Source organism: Rhizobium sp. T1470 (assembly GCF_042140505.1).
Lineage (GTDB): Bacteria > Pseudomonadota > Alphaproteobacteria > Rhizobiales > Rhizobiaceae > Rhizobium > Rhizobium favelukesii.
In genome coordinates, this window is sequence record NZ_CP148091.1 from 1,936,349 (window position 1) to 1,949,923 (window position 13,575).

The following is a 13,575-nucleotide window of genomic DNA, read 5'->3' on the forward strand; positions in this document are numbered from 1 at the left end:
TTTGGGACATGATCTCTGAAACAATTCTCGCAAGCCTGCATCTTTCCATTCCGGAGTTGATCCTCGCGGTCGGCGCCTTGGTGTTGTTGATGGTCGGCGTCTTCTCGGGAGAACGCTCCGGCCGCATGGTCAGCGTTCTCGCGCTGATCGTGCTGGCGGCGGCCGCTCTCTGGCTGATCGTCCTTCCGAGTGAAGGTGTTGCATACGGCGGCGTCTTCCTGTCGGACGGCTTCGGTCGCTTCATGAAGATCACGGCGCTGGTCGGTTCGAGCGTGGCGCTCTTCATGTCGCTCGGCCTTGCCAGGGAAAACCAGCTCGACAAGTTCGAGTTTCCGGTTCTGCTGTTGCTCTGCACGCTCGGCATTCTGCTGATGATTTCGGCCAACGACCTTATCTCGCTTTATCTCGGCCTCGAACTGCAGTCGCTCGCAATCTACGTCGTTGCTGCGATCAATCGCGACAGCGTCAAGTCCACGGAAGCCGGGCTGAAGTACTTCGTGCTCGGCGCGCTCTCCTCGGGCATGCTGCTTTACGGCATGTCGCTGGTCTATGGCTTCACCGGCCACACGCAGTTCGCTGCGATTGCTCAGGTATTGACTGTTGACGGCGCGCGTTCGCTCGGCCTCATTTTCGGCCTTGTCTTCATCCTTGCCGGTATCGCCTTCAAGATTTCGGCCGTTCCGTTCCATATGTGGACGCCGGACGTTTACGAAGGTGCGCCGACCCCGGTCACGGCTTTCCTTGCAAGCGCCCCGAAGGTTGCTGCGATGGCGATGATGACCCGCATCGTCATCACCGCCTTCCAGCCGGTTCTGGCCGACTGGCAGCAGGTCGTGGTCTTCATTTCGATCGCCTCCATGCTGCTCGGCTCCTTCGCCGCAATCGGTCAGAGGAACATCAAGCGCCTGATGGCCTATTCGTCGATCGGCCACATGGGCTATGCGCTGGTTGGTCTTGCCTCCGGCACGCAGACCGGCGTCTCGGGTGTCATGCTCTACATGGTCATCTACATGGTCATGACACTCGGCAGCTTTGCGATCATCATGTCGATGCGCCGCAAGGACGGCACGGTTGTCGAGGAGGTCAACGATCTGGCCGGCCTATCGACCACCAATCCGTTCATGGCGACGGTGCTGACCATCCTGATGTTCTCGCTGGCCGGTATTCCTCCGCTCGCAGGCTTCTTCGCGAAGTACTTCGTGTTTGTCGCTGCAATTGAGGCAAAGCTCTATGCGCTTGCCATCATCGGCATTCTCGCATCGGTCGTCGGCGCGTACTACTATCTCCGCGTCATCAAGCTGATGTGGTTCGATGAAGCCACCGACGAATTTGCTCGCGTGTCCGGTTCGCTGCGCCTGGTCTTCGGTGTCTCCGGTCTCTTCGTTCTCGCCTATGTCCTTATCGGCGGTCCGATCGGCGGCGCGGCCGAGCTTGCTGCTGCGACGCTGTTTTGATGAACTCTGAGGCACGGCGCCGGATATCGCTCGACGATTTCAGGCACGAGGCCCTGTCGGAGACATCGTCCACCAATAGCGAATGCCTTGCCCGAGCCCGGGCAGGGGACCGCGGCCTCCTCTGGGTGACGGCGGAAAAGCAGACCGGCGGCCGCGGCCGCCGGGGACGCCCCTGGGTTTCGGAACGGGGCAATCTCTACGCCTCGCTTCTACTCATCGATCCGGCGCCTATGGAGCGTCTGGGCTCACTGCCGCTGGCAATTGCCGTCGCGGTACATCAGGCCGTGCGCCAGGTGCTGCCGCACACGGCCGAGCGGCTGGAAGTGAAATGGCCGAACGATATCCTGATCGGGCGAAAGAAGACCTGCGGCATTCTCGTCGAGGCCGAAGCCTTGCCGGATGGGCGCCAGGCCCTCGTCATCGGTATCGGCATCAACGTTGCGTTCATGCCCGACAACCCGCTTTACCCTGTGACTTGCCTACGCGAGCAGGGGAGCTTTGCTTCCCCTGAAGAGGTTTTCGCGCATCTCTTCGCGTCGATGGCCGAAGTCCTCGAGGCATGGGATCGCGGCCGCGGAGTGCGCGAAATCACCGAACGCTGGCGCCAAGTCGCCTGCGGTATCGGCGAAAAGATAACTGTGAATCTGCCGGACCGGTCGATTTCCGGCCACTTCGCCGGAATTGATGTTAATGGCCTGTTGATGCTCGATACTGGCGCAGGCAGGATGATGACGATTGCCGCCGGCGATGTCTTCTTTGGTTGATTGGAAAAAAGAATAATATGACGAAGCAGGACGAACTGGTATTTCTGCCGTTGGGCGGCGTTGGCGAGATCGGAATGAATCTCGCCCTTTATGGCTACGGCCCGCCCGACCATCGCCAGTGGATCATGGTCGACTGCGGCGTCACCTTCCCTGGACCCGACTTGCCGGGCGTCGATCTTGTGCTGCCCGACATTCGCTATCTCGCCAGCGAACGGAAGAGCCTCAAGGCGATCTTCATCACTCACGCGCATGAGGACCACTACGGCGCGCTCGCCGATCTCTGGCCGGGCCTCAACGTGCCGGTCTATGCCTCAGCCTTTACCGCGGGCCTGCTCGAGGCGAAGCGCAATTTCGAGAAGTCGGCGATCGGTGAGATCCCGGTGACGCTGTTTACGGCGGGCGATACCGTCAATGCCGGACCCTTCAGCGTCGAGGGCGTGGCGGTAAACCATTCCATTCCGGAGCCGATGTCGCTGGTAATCCGCACACCACTCGGCAATGTGATCCATACCGGCGACTGGAAGATCGACCATGAGCCGTCTCTCGGTCCTCTGACAGACGAGACCCGTTTCCGCCAGCTTGGCGACGAAGGCGTTCTGGCGTTGATGTGCGATTCCACGAACGCGCTTCGGGATGGTGTCTCGCCGTCGGAGAAAGACGTTTCCGAGAGCTTGCGCAAGATTATCGAGAACGCCGAAGGCCGCGTCGCGGTGACGACGTTCTCATCGAACGTCGGCCGTATCCGCACGGTAGCCGAGGCGGCGGAGGCTGAAGGCCGCGAAGTACTTCTCCTCGGCAGTTCGCTCAAGCGCGTGGTCGACGTTTCTCGCGATATCGGCCTGATGGAGGGGATCAAGCCGTTCATTTCGGAAGATGAGTACGGCTATATCCCGCGCGACAAGGTGGTGGTCATCCTCACCGGAAGCCAGGGCGAGCCGCGTGCGGCCCTTGCCAAGCTCTCGCGCGATGAGATGCGCAATGTGGCGCTTGCCGCCGGCGATATCGTCGTATTCTCCTCCCGCGCCATTCCGGGAAACGAGAAGGCGATCCAGGATATCAAGAACGGCCTCATCGAGCAGGGCGTCCACGTGATCACCGACAACGAGGCCCTCGTCCACGTTTCCGGACATCCGCGCCGCAACGAGCTGCAGAAGATGTACGAGCTGACACGGCCGAAGATCGTCGTGCCGGTGCACGGCGAGGCGACGCATCTGACAGCGCACAAGGAGCTCGCGGAGCAATCCGGCATCTCGATCGTGCCGCGCGTGCGCAACGGCGACATTCTTCGTCTGGCGCCGGGACCAGTCGAGGTGATCGACGAGGCACCGCATGGCCGCATCTACAAGGACGGCTCGCTGATCGGCGATTTCGACGAGATGGGCATCGGTGAGCGCAAGAAGCTCTCCTATGTCGGCCACGTCGCCGTCAACGTCGTGATCGACAGCCGCTACGATATCGTCGGCGACCCGGATCTGGTTGCGATCGGCCTGCCTGTCTATGACGATGAGGGCGACGAGATGGAAGACACGCTGTACGATGCTGCTGTTGGCGCCATCGAGAGCATACCGCGCGCGCGCCGGAAGGATCTCGACCTGTTGCAGGAGTCGGTGCGCCGCGCCATTCGCGCAACGGCCAACCAGACCTGGGGCAAGAAGCCCGTGGTCACTGTCTTCGTTACGAAGGTCTGACGAATGCTCGGCCGGGTCAACCACGTTGCTATCGCTGTTCCCGACCTTGCCGCCGCAACGGCCGCCTATCGGGACACACTCGGCGCAACCGTCTCGGCCCCGCAGGCTCTGCCGGAACACGGCGTCACCGTCGTCTTCGTGGAGCTGCCGAATACCAAAATTGAACTCCTGCAGCCGTTGGGAACGGACTCGCCGATCGCGGCTTTCCTGGAGAAGAGCCCATCCGGTGGAATGCACCATATCTGCTATGAAGTCGGCGATATCCTCGTGGCTCGCGATCAGTTGATCCGGGGCGGTGCAAGGGTACTCGGCAACGGCCAGCCGAAGATTGGCGCGCATGGCAAGCCAGTGCTCTTCCTGCATCCGAAGGATTTCTTTGGGACACTCATCGAACTGGAGCAGGTCTGAGCAAGCCTGCGGCAGAGTGACACAAATCCGGCAAATGTCAGCAAGTGGTTCAAACCTGCTTTGAGTTGACGGACATTCCGGCCTATAAGCACGACAATTGCGATAGTCGCAAAGAGCCTAGTGGGACCATTTCGATGCTGCAGACATTTCTACAGGGCTTCGCCGTCTACTTTATCGTGTGGTGGATTACCCTCTTTGCCGTCCTGCCGATCGGCCTGCGCACGCAAGCGGAAGACAACGATATCGTGTTGGGAACCGTTCACAGCGCGCCGACCCGGTTCCGGCCAGTATTTGTTTTCTCGATGACGACGCTCATCTCCGCCGTCATCCACGCGTTGTGGTATATTGCTTCGAACTACTTCGGGTGGGGCTTCGACGCCCTGCCGCAGATTGGCCCTTCATTCTCAAACGTCTAAGGGCGTTTGCCCAGTTTTTGGGCGGATGCAGATTTTGGCCGTCACACACATGTCATGAGGTTGCGGCATGGAGGTGCCGTAACGGAACGAGGCCTTACGCTACGGTAGTGAAGGGTGTTATAAAGCGGAACATGGGTAGAAAAAGCCCAAAAAAAACAAGGCTGAAAGCCTTGTTTTAAGTATCGCGTGATCCTTATCCGTTGCCGGGGCTGCGACAAGCGCGCCTAAGATCTGATCCTCCCAAGACTTGACCGCGAAATCGACAGGGATTTGAGCTCCCTGCCTGTTTTGTGGGCTAAAACTAGCTCAAAGAATGGGCTTTGTCATCAGGTTTTTTGCATTTTTGCTACACTCCAGCAAAATTTTTCTGTTGATAAGAATTTCGTACAAACCATTATAATTCCGGCTTTTTCTTACTTTGTCTGCTTCGCAAGTGCGAACTTGCTTTAACGGAAGGCCGCTTCAGCCCGTCGCGGGTTTCTTTCCTTTCGCGAAGCAGCTATGAACGCTGCCAATATTTGTGATCGCCTTCGATTCCGCGACATGCGGTATCTCAACAGCTCTGGAATTCGCCATGCGCCTGTCTCGCTATTTCATGCCCATCCTCAAGGAAAATCCCAAGGAGGCGGAAATCGCCTCCCATCGGTTGATGTTGCGTGCCGGCATGATCCGGCAGCAGTCGCAGGGTATCTATTCCTGGTTGCCGCTTGGAAAGCGTGTGCTTGACAAGGTCAACAACATCATCCGCGAGGAGCAGAACCGCACCGGCGCGATCGAGCTCTCCATGCCGACGCTGCAGTCGGCCGAGCTCTGGCAGGAAAGCGGGCGCTACGACGCCTACGGTAAGGAAATGCTGCGCATCAAGGATCGTCAGGATCGTCCGATGCTGTACGGCCCGACGAATGAGGAAATGGTTACGGATATCTTCCGGTCCTACGTGAAGTCCTACAAGAGCCTGCCGCTCAACCTTTATCACATCCAGCTGAAGTTCCGCGACGAGATCCGTCCGCGCTTCGGCACCATGCGCTCGCGTGAGTTCATGATGAAGGACGCCTATTCCTTCGACCTGACGCGCGAAGATGCAGAGCACTCCTACAACAAGATGTTTGCCGCCTATCTGCGCACCTTCGACCGCCTCGGCCTGCGCGCCATCCCGATGCGCGCCGATACCGGTCCGATTGGCGGCAATCTCAGCCACGAGTTCATCATCCTGGCCGACACCGGCGAATCCGAAGTGTTCTGCCACAAGGACTTCGTGAATTTCGATATCCCTGCGGAAGATACCGACTTTGACAGCGTCGAAGGTCTGAAGGCGGTCTTCGACAAGTGGACATCGCTTTATGCCGCGACATCGGAGATGCACGACGAAGCTGCGTTCAACGCGGTTCCCGAAGGGGACCGCCTCTCCGCGCGCGGCATTGAAGTGGGCCATATCTTCTACTTCGGCACAAAGTATTCGGAGCCGATGGGCGCGAAGGTGCAGGGTCCGGATGGCAAGGAGCATACTGTCCACATGGGTTCCTACGGGATCGGCCCAACCCGCCTTGTTCCCGCCATCATCGAAGCATCGCATGACGAGAACGGAATCATCTGGCCGGCGTCCGTGGCGCCGTTCGATGCTATCGTGATCAACATGAAGGCCGGTGATGCGGCGTGCGATGCTGCCTGCGAGAAGATCTATGCGGCACTCTCGAACGCCGGCAAGGACGTTCTCTATGACGATACGGACGACCGTGCCGGGACGAAATTCGCGACCGCCGACCTGATCGGCGTTCCACTGCAGATCGTTGCCGGCCCGCGCGCGGTCGCGAGCGGCGAAGTCGAAGTGAAGGACCGCAAGACGGGCGCTCGCGAAACGATGACCATCGACGCGGCGATCAACAAGCTCTTGGGCTGAGAAGGCGGGTGGCAGGATGGCAGATGTAGCGGTGAGCCAGCAGGGTTCCAAATCCGGCTCGGCGCCGGCCAGCCGGCCATTTTCCGCCTTCGAACGGCTTGTGGCGTGGCGCTATCTGCGTGCCCGCCGCAAGGAGGCGTTTATTTCGGTGATCGCCGGCTTTTCCTTCATCGGCATCATGCTTGGCGTTGCTACACTCATCATCGTCATGGCGGTGATGAACGGATTCCGCACGGAGCTGATCTCCCGCATTCTTGGCATCAACGGTCACATGATCGTTCAACCGGTCGATACGCCGTTCACCGACTATCCGGCGTTGACCGATAGGCTTGCTGGTGTGCCAGGCATTAAAATGGCACTGCCGCTGGTGGAGGGCCAGACGCTCGCTGCCGGGCCAAGCGGAGCCGGCACAGGTGCGCTGGTGCGTGGTATCCGACCGGAAGATTTGGACAAGGTGAAAACCGTCTCCGGCAACATCAAGTCCGGTGATCTGGTCGGCTTTGCCGCCGGGCAAGGCGTGCTGGTCGGCTCGCGCATGGCAGAACAGCTCGGACTCCAGGCGGGGGACACGATCACCTTGATGTCTCCGGAAGGTGACATTACGCCGATGGGCGTCAATCCGCGCGTGAAGTCCTACAAGGTCTCGGGTACTTTCGAGATCGGTATGTCCGAATACGACGCGACGATCATCTACATGCCGCTCGAGGAGGCGCAGCTCTATTTCAACGCCGAGGGACTGGTTCAATCCATCGAGCTCTTCGTCGACAATCCCGACGACATTGACAATATGCGGCCGAAGGTTGAGGCCGCGGCCGGTCGTCAGATCGCGATTTCCGATTGGCGCCAACGCAACCAGACCTTCTTCTCGGCCCTGCAGGTCGAACGCAACGTCATGTTCATGATCCTGACGCTCATCGTGCTCGTTGCTGCGCTCAACATCATTTCCGGCCTCATCATGCTGGTGAAGGACAAGGGCAGCGATATCGCCATCCTGCGCACGATGGGCGCGAGTTCCGGCGCGATCATGCGCATCTTCTTCATGACGGGCGCCGCCATTGGTGTCGTTGGCACGCTGGCCGGTGTCCTGCTCGGCGTTCTCGTCTGCGTCAACATCGAGGAGATCCGCGAGTTTTTCTCGTGGGTTTCCGGCACGGTGCTGTTTGATCCGCAGCTTTATTTCCTCAGCCAGCTGCCTGCCGAAATGAGCTTCAGCGAAACGCTGTCGGTCGTGATCATGGCCCTGACGCTGTCCTTCATCGCGACGATCTTCCCGGCATGGCGAGCCTCCAAGCTCGATCCCGTGCAGGCCCTGCGCTACGAATAAGGAATGCCCTGTTCATGAAACGGAATACCGTTCTCAAGCTTTCCGGCGTCGAGCGCCACTACGGCCAGGGCGAGACGCTGCTCTCGATCCTCAAGGGTGCGGATTTTACGTTGAACAGCGGTGAAATCGTAGCCCTCGTCGCGCCATCAGGCACGGGAAAATCGACGCTGCTGCATGTTGCCGGCCTGCTTGAGCATCCCGATGGCGGCGAGGTGACGATTAATGGCAATGCCTGCGACGGCTTGCCGGACGACAAGCGCACCACGATCCGCCGCAATGAAATCGGCTTCGTCTACCAGTTTCATCATCTGCTGCCGGAATTCTCCGCGATCGAGAACATCATGATGCCGCAGATGATCGCCGGCCTGCCGCGCAAGGAAGCAAAGGAGCGGGCGGGCCAGTTGCTCGACTACATGCGGATTGGCCATCGTGGCGCGCATCGCCCCGGGGAACTTTCCGGGGGCGAACAACAGCGCGTGGCGATTGCCCGCGCCGTCGCCAATGCGCCGAGCCTGCTTCTGGCGGACGAGCCCACAGGCAATCTCGATCCTGAAACCGCAAGCTATGTCTTTGACGCGTTAGAAGCACTGGTGCGCCAATCTGGCCTGGCGGCGCTGATCGCGACCCACAATCACGAACTCGCCGGCCGCATGGACCGGCGCGTCACGATCGCCGACGGCAAGGTCGTGGATTTCTGATCAGCGGTGGATGAGACCGCCACGGTAGTCCAATTCGTAGGCCCTGCGCTCGTTCACGACGATAACTTCGCGGCCGCTGAAATGGCTGCAGTCGCCCGTGCTTTGATCGGCATAGAAACCGAAGGCATGCTCGAATTCCATGCCGCCGAGAAAGCGTCGGTACTCGGCATACATTTTCGACAGCGCAGCCTTGATGACGGTCCCGGCCCGTTCTCCATCAATCAGCGCATGCTCGACGATGCGTCCGAAGTAGTTCATCGCCCAGATCGGCTCGCCATCCAGCCAGACCACTTCCTGCCCGGCGAAATCGGTTCCGCCGAAATAGCTGTCGAGATAGCGCCACCCGCCGCGCTGATAGCCGATGTCGTGCGATCCCGTCCGGCAGGCCGGCGAAGGAGTTCCGCCGCCGACATAGGTGTTGGCCTTCGCCTCGACGATAAAACTGTTCAATGCAGAAATATTCATGGCCTGTCGCCTCCCGCTCGGCAGCGTCTCAACAACGGTGCCAATTGTAAAAAACAAAATAAGAACGAAAGCTATTGCCCGCAGATCGATTGCCCAGTGTCGTCGTTCCACTGGGCGATCGGGATGACACGGGGCTCGGTTTTGACGTCCTTGCCATTCTTCTGCAACTTGCCAGCCAAGGCGTTGTAGTCGCAGGAGCTGCCGGCGTTGGGGTCGAGCGTGTCGTAGTGATTGTAAGTGTAACCGGCCACGACGAACTGCTTGTTGCGATAGGCGACCGTCAGCGTTTGGTCCCAGCGATCGCGGCCGATGGCGCTGTTTTGCGAGTGTATCGCGATCGAGGACTTGCCGACGGCTTTCAACGACGGCTCCTGGCCGAAGACCCCATCAGCACTGGTGCTGCCCCAAATCTTGTTTGGCGCGCTCAGCGAAAGTCGCAGGAGTTCGTGGTCGCTGTCGCGAAGATAGATGTAGATGCTGATTTGATCATCGTTGGCTTTGTCTACTGGAGCAACAAACATTGCAAGATCCACCCGCCCGTCGCCATCCCAATCGCCCGTCGCCGCGTCGACGATGCGTGCAGGATCAATCTGCTCGGCTCGGGCGGTAAACGCCGTGGATAGAGCCAGTCCAGCAATTAATACAAACTTAAACATGCTTTTCTCCATCGCCATGCGGCCAGCAGAGCGGAAAAGAATCCTGTTGACAATAGAACAATAGCAGAACAAATTAAAAACATAAGAGAACAGGAGAGCCAAATGACTGACATGATCCGTGATATCGCAGCATTCACCTCCATCGCAATGTTCGTTGCCAGCTTCTCGCTGATCTGCATGGCAATGTGAGAATTCCGGGGACCGCACGGCTGCCATGCGGTCCAAACGCACTCCCTTCTCTGGACATCGACCCCTCAATGCTGAGAATACACCCGATTGATTCAGGTGATCGGAAGGCATGTCATGGCGGGTGCGGAGAAAGACGCGGCGAGCGGTTTTATCGGCGGTACGCCGGGCTTTGTTCACCTTCGTGTCCACTCGGCTTATTCGCTGCTCGAGGGCGCGCTGCCGCTTAAGAAGATCCTCTACAAGGCATCGAGCGACAGCCAGCCGGCGATCGCGATCACCGACACCAACAATCTGTTTGTCGCCCTCGAATTCTCACAGAAGGCGATGGATGAAGGTCTGCAGCCGATCATCGGCTGCCAGGTCTCGATCGACATGGAAGACGGCCTTGAGACGGAGCGGCGCGGCGGACAGCAGGCGCTCGTCAAGCTCCCGTCCTTGGTGCTGCTGGCCGCCACCGACGCCGGGTACGAGCGACTGGTGGATCTCGTCAGTCGGGCCTATCTCGGCGGTGAGGGCAACGGTCAGTCGATCCACATTCGTGCCTCCTGGCTCGATGAGATCGGAGCGGACGGCCTGATCGCCTTGACAGGTGCCTTGACGGGGCCGATCGATATGGCGTTGAAGGACGGGCACGCAGCGCAGGCAGAAGCACGCCTCCTGCTGCTGAAGCGCCATTTCAGCGACCGTCTCTATGTCGAACTGCAGCGTCACGGCACCTATGACAAGCGCCATGAACAGAAGGTCGTGGGCCTTGCCTATCAGCACGATCTGCCGCTGGTCGCCACCAATGAAGCGTTCTTCCCGACCCGTGACGACTATGATGCGCACGACGCGTTGATGGCGGTGGCCCACAATGCCATCGTCTCTGACGACACGCGGTTCCGCCTGACGCCGGATCACTACCTCAAGAGCCGCGCCGAAATGGCGAAGCTGTTTGCGGATCTGCCGGAAGCGCTGGAAAACACCATCGAGATAGCCCGCCGCTGCTCGTTCATCCTCAAGACGCGCAAGCCGATCCTGCCGCGCTTCACGGGCGCCACGACCGATCCCGAGGAAGCGGAACGCGAAGAGGCGCTCGAACTGCGCCGGCAGGCGGAGGAAGGGCTGGACAATCGCCTCGCCACGCTCGGCATGTCGCCTGGTTACGAGGAGAAGGAATACCGCGATCGGCTGGAGTTCGAGCTCAGCGTTATCGAACGCATGAAGTTCCCTGGCTACTTCCTGATCGTTGCTGATTTCATCAAATGGGCAAAGCAGCATGATATTCCCGTCGGCCCGGGCCGTGGTTCGGGTGCTGGGTCGCTGGTCGCCTATGCCCTGACGATCACCGACGTCGATCCGCTGCGTTTCTCGCTGCTCTTCGAACGCTTCCTCAACCCGGAACGCGTCTCGATGCCCGACTTCGACATCGACTTCTGCCAGGATCGCCGCGAAGAGGTGATCCGCTACGTCCAGCGCAAATACGGCCGCGAGCAGGTCGCGCAGATCATCACCTTCGGTTCGCTGCAGGCTCGCGCCGCATTGCGAGATGTCGGCCGTGTGCTGGAAATGCCGTACGGACAGGTCGACAAGATCTGCAAGCTGGTTCCCAACAACCCGGCCAACCCGACGCCGCTGTCGAAGGCGATCGAGGAAGAGCCGAAGCTGCAGGAAGAGGCCGGCAAGGAGCCTGTCGTCGCGCGCCTGCTCGACATTGCCCAAAAGATCGAGGGCCTATACCGCCACGCCTCCACCCACGCCGCCGGTATCGTCATCGGCGACCGCCCGCTGTCGAAGCTGGTGCCGATGTATCGCGATCCGCGCTCCGACATGCCCGTCACCCAGTTCAACATGAAGTGGGTCGAGCAGGCCGGCCTCGTCAAGTTCGACTTCCTCGGGTTGAAGACGCTGACGGTGCTGAAGGTAGCGGTCGATTTCGTCGCCAAACGCGGCATCAATGTCGACCTGGCCTCGATACCGCTCGACGACAAGAAGACTTACGAGATGCTCTCGCGGGGCGAAACGGTCGGCGTGTTCCAGGTGGAAAGTGCGGGCATGCGCAAGGCACTGATCGGCATGAAGCCGGACTGCATCGAGGATATCATCGCGCTTGTGGCACTTTATCGCCCAGGCCCGATGGAGAACATCCCGACATACAACGCCCGCAAACACGGCGAGGAAGAAGTCGAGTCGATCCATCCGACGATCGACTATCTGCTGAAGGAGACGCAAGGGGTTATCGTCTACCAGGAGCAGGTGATGCAGATCGCCCAGGTCCTGTCCGGCTACTCGCTCGGCGAAGCCGACCTTCTGCGCCGCGCCATGGGTAAGAAGATCAAGGCGGAGATGGACCAGCAGCGCGAGCGCTTCGTCGATGGTGCCGTGAAGAACGGCGTGTCGAAGCCGCAGGCTGACAACATCTTCGAACTACTCGCCAAGTTCGCGAACTACGGCTTCAACAAGTCGCACGCCGCCGCCTACGCGATCGTCTCCTATCAGACTGCCTATATGAAGGCGCATTATCCGGTCGAATTCCTTGCCGCGTCGATGACGCTCGATATGTCGAACACCGAAAAGGTCAACGACTTCCGCCAGGACGCCAAGCGCCTCGAGATCGAGGTGATCCCGCCCTCGGTGCAGACCTCGTTCCGTCATTTCGAGACTGGCGACAACAGGATCTACTATGCGCTGGCAGCGCTGAAGGGTGTCGGCGAATCGGCCGTCGATCATATCGTGGAGGTCCGCGGCGACACGCCGTTCGCAAGCCTTGAAGATTTCTGCCTGCGCATCGACCCGCGGCAGGTGAACCGTCGCGTGCTGGAAAGCCTGATCTTCGCCGGTGCCTTCGATTGCTTCGGGCTCGATCGCGCGCAACTGGCAGGCGGTCTCGATCGCATCATGGGTTATGCCCAGCGTGCACAGGAAAACAAGCTGAGCGGCCAGTCGGATATCTTCGGCAGCGCTCTTTCGTCGGGCCCCGAGAAAATCTCGCTGCCGCCGTTTTCGCCGTGGCTGGCCTCCGAGAAGCTGCTCAAGGAGTTCCAGGTCCTTGGCTTCTATTTGACCGCGCATCCGCTCGATAGCTACCAGAACATTCTGCAGAAGATGCGCGTGCAGACCTTCGCCGAGTTTTCGGCGGCAGTGAAGCAGGGAGCGAGCAACGGCCGCCTTGCAGGGACGGTCATTTCCAAGCAGGAGCGCAAGACGAGGACCGGCAACAAGATGGGCATCATCGTGTTTTCGGATTCATCGGGTCAGTTCGAAGCGGTGTTGTTTTCTGAGATGCTGAACCAATACCGTGACGTACTGGAGTCTGGAAAGTCCTTCGTGATCACGGCGATGGGGGAGGAGCGGCCGGAAGGCGTCGGCCTTCGGCTGCAGACCATACAGTCGCTGGAAGAGAAATCGCTGCAGATGCAGAAGGCCCTGCGCGTCTACGTGCGCGATTCCGGGCCACTCCGCGCGGTCGCGGCGCACTTGAATGCGAAGGGCGATGGCTTGGTCTCCTTCATCGTGATCAAGGAGGAGGGCAAGCGCGAGGTGGAGGTTGAACTCCCGCAGAAGTATCGCATCACGCCCGAGATTGCCGCGGCGCTTCGCGCAGCACCCGGTGTCGTTGACGTCGAGTTGGTCTGAC

At 59.7% G+C, this 13,575-nt stretch carries 11 protein-coding genes; 9 read left to right on the forward strand and 2 right to left on the reverse strand.

What is annotated here, in order from left to right; all coding sequences use genetic code 11:
- Window positions 1–8 precede the first annotated feature (8 nt).
- The 8 genes from nuoN to WGT02_RS09770 all read left to right on the forward strand — a co-directional run bounded on the left by nuoN (window position 9) and on the right by WGT02_RS09770 (window position 8,649).
- Window positions 9–1,454: an NADH-quinone oxidoreductase subunit NuoN gene (nuoN, locus tag WGT02_RS09735; RefSeq protein ID WP_208248153.1), complete on the forward strand. Its 1,446-nt coding sequence runs from the start codon at window positions 9–11 to the stop codon at window positions 1,452–1,454.
- Window positions 1,454–2,218 carry a biotin--[acetyl-CoA-carboxylase] ligase gene (locus WGT02_RS09740; protein ID WP_024314712.1) on the forward strand — a complete coding sequence of 255 codons (765 nt, stop codon included), beginning with the start codon at window positions 1,454–1,456 and terminating at the stop codon, window positions 2,216–2,218. The genes nuoN and WGT02_RS09740 overlap by 1 nt, the downstream gene beginning before the upstream one ends.
- Before the next feature lie 17 nt (window positions 2,219–2,235).
- Complete coding sequence (locus WGT02_RS09745; protein ID WP_024314711.1) at window positions 2,236–3,906, forward strand: ribonuclease J; 1,671 nt, start codon at window positions 2,236–2,238, stop codon at window positions 3,904–3,906.
- A 3-nt stretch (window positions 3,907–3,909) separates the two neighbouring features.
- Window positions 3,910–4,314 (forward strand): methylmalonyl-CoA epimerase, encoded by a 405-nt coding sequence (mce, locus tag WGT02_RS09750; RefSeq protein WP_024314710.1) that lies wholly within the window; start codon window positions 3,910–3,912, stop codon window positions 4,312–4,314.
- A 134-nt stretch (window positions 4,315–4,448) separates the two neighbouring features.
- The gene (locus WGT02_RS09755) at window positions 4,449–4,730 is read left to right on the forward strand and encodes a DUF1467 family protein (RefSeq protein ID WP_208248150.1); all 282 of its coding nucleotides are present in this window, start codon (window positions 4,449–4,451) and stop codon (window positions 4,728–4,730) included.
- Between the two features lie 574 nt (window positions 4,731–5,304).
- Window positions 5,305–6,627 carry a proline--tRNA ligase gene (gene proS / locus WGT02_RS09760; RefSeq protein ID WP_208248148.1) on the forward strand — a complete coding sequence of 441 codons (1,323 nt, stop codon included), beginning with the start codon at window positions 5,305–5,307 and terminating at the stop codon, window positions 6,625–6,627.
- 16 nt (window positions 6,628–6,643) lie between these two features.
- A complete protein-coding gene (locus tag WGT02_RS09765) occupies window positions 6,644–7,951 on the forward strand; it encodes a lipoprotein-releasing ABC transporter permease subunit (RefSeq protein WP_024314707.1) in 1,308 nt (435 codons plus the stop codon).
- Window positions 7,952–7,965: 14 nt separating this feature from the next.
- Window positions 7,966–8,649 carry an ABC transporter ATP-binding protein gene (locus WGT02_RS09770; protein WP_024314706.1) on the forward strand — a complete coding sequence of 228 codons (684 nt, stop codon included), beginning with the start codon at window positions 7,966–7,968 and terminating at the stop codon, window positions 8,647–8,649.
- Here WGT02_RS09770 and WGT02_RS09775 read toward each other — a convergent pair whose 3' ends face one another.
- Both WGT02_RS09775 and WGT02_RS09780 read right to left on the reverse strand, forming a co-directional pair.
- The gene (locus WGT02_RS09775) at window positions 8,650–9,114 is read right to left on the reverse strand and encodes a DUF5680 domain-containing protein (protein WP_208248146.1); all 465 of its coding nucleotides are present in this window, start codon (window positions 9,112–9,114) and stop codon (window positions 8,650–8,652) included. It abuts the gene before it with no gap.
- Between the two features lie 71 nt (window positions 9,115–9,185).
- Complete coding sequence (locus WGT02_RS09780; protein WP_037069392.1) at window positions 9,186–9,770, reverse strand: hypothetical protein; 585 nt, start codon at window positions 9,768–9,770, stop codon at window positions 9,186–9,188.
- Between the two features lie 303 nt (window positions 9,771–10,073).
- Here WGT02_RS09780 and dnaE point away from each other — a divergent pair, with 303 nt between their 5' ends.
- The gene (dnaE, locus tag WGT02_RS09785) at window positions 10,074–13,574 is read left to right on the forward strand and encodes a DNA polymerase III subunit alpha (RefSeq protein WP_208248144.1); all 3,501 of its coding nucleotides are present in this window, start codon (window positions 10,074–10,076) and stop codon (window positions 13,572–13,574) included.
- Window position 13,575 lies beyond the last annotated feature (1 nt).

What these genes read in the sequence shown, in the direction of transcription:
- proS (WP_208248148.1), top strand. Translation starts at nt 5,305, where the DNA reads ATGCGCCTGTCTCGCTATTTCATGCCCATCCTCAAGGAAAATCCCAAG.
- WGT02_RS09770 (WP_024314706.1), top strand. Translation starts at nt 7,966, where the DNA reads ATGAAACGGAATACCGTTCTCAAGCTTTCCGGCGTCGAGCGCCACTAC.
- mce (WP_024314710.1), top strand. Translation starts at nt 3,910, where the DNA reads ATGCTCGGCCGGGTCAACCACGTTGCTATCGCTGTTCCCGACCTTGCC.
- WGT02_RS09765 (WP_024314707.1), top strand. Translation starts at nt 6,644, where the DNA reads ATGGCAGATGTAGCGGTGAGCCAGCAGGGTTCCAAATCCGGCTCGGCG.
- nuoN (WP_208248153.1), top strand. Translation starts at nt 9, where the DNA reads ATGATCTCTGAAACAATTCTCGCAAGCCTGCATCTTTCCATTCCGGAG.
- WGT02_RS09740 (WP_024314712.1), top strand. Translation starts at nt 1,454, where the DNA reads ATGAACTCTGAGGCACGGCGCCGGATATCGCTCGACGATTTCAGGCAC.
- WGT02_RS09745 (WP_024314711.1), top strand. Translation starts at nt 2,236, where the DNA reads ATGACGAAGCAGGACGAACTGGTATTTCTGCCGTTGGGCGGCGTTGGC.
- WGT02_RS09775 (WP_208248146.1), bottom strand. Translation starts at nt 9,114, where the DNA reads ATGAATATTTCTGCATTGAACAGTTTTATCGTCGAGGCGAAGGCCAAC.
- WGT02_RS09755 (WP_208248150.1), top strand. Translation starts at nt 4,449, where the DNA reads ATGCTGCAGACATTTCTACAGGGCTTCGCCGTCTACTTTATCGTGTGG.
- WGT02_RS09780 (WP_037069392.1), bottom strand. Translation starts at nt 9,770, where the DNA reads ATGTTTAAGTTTGTATTAATTGCTGGACTGGCTCTATCCACGGCGTTT.
- dnaE (WP_208248144.1), top strand. Translation starts at nt 10,074, where the DNA reads ATGGCGGGTGCGGAGAAAGACGCGGCGAGCGGTTTTATCGGCGGTACG.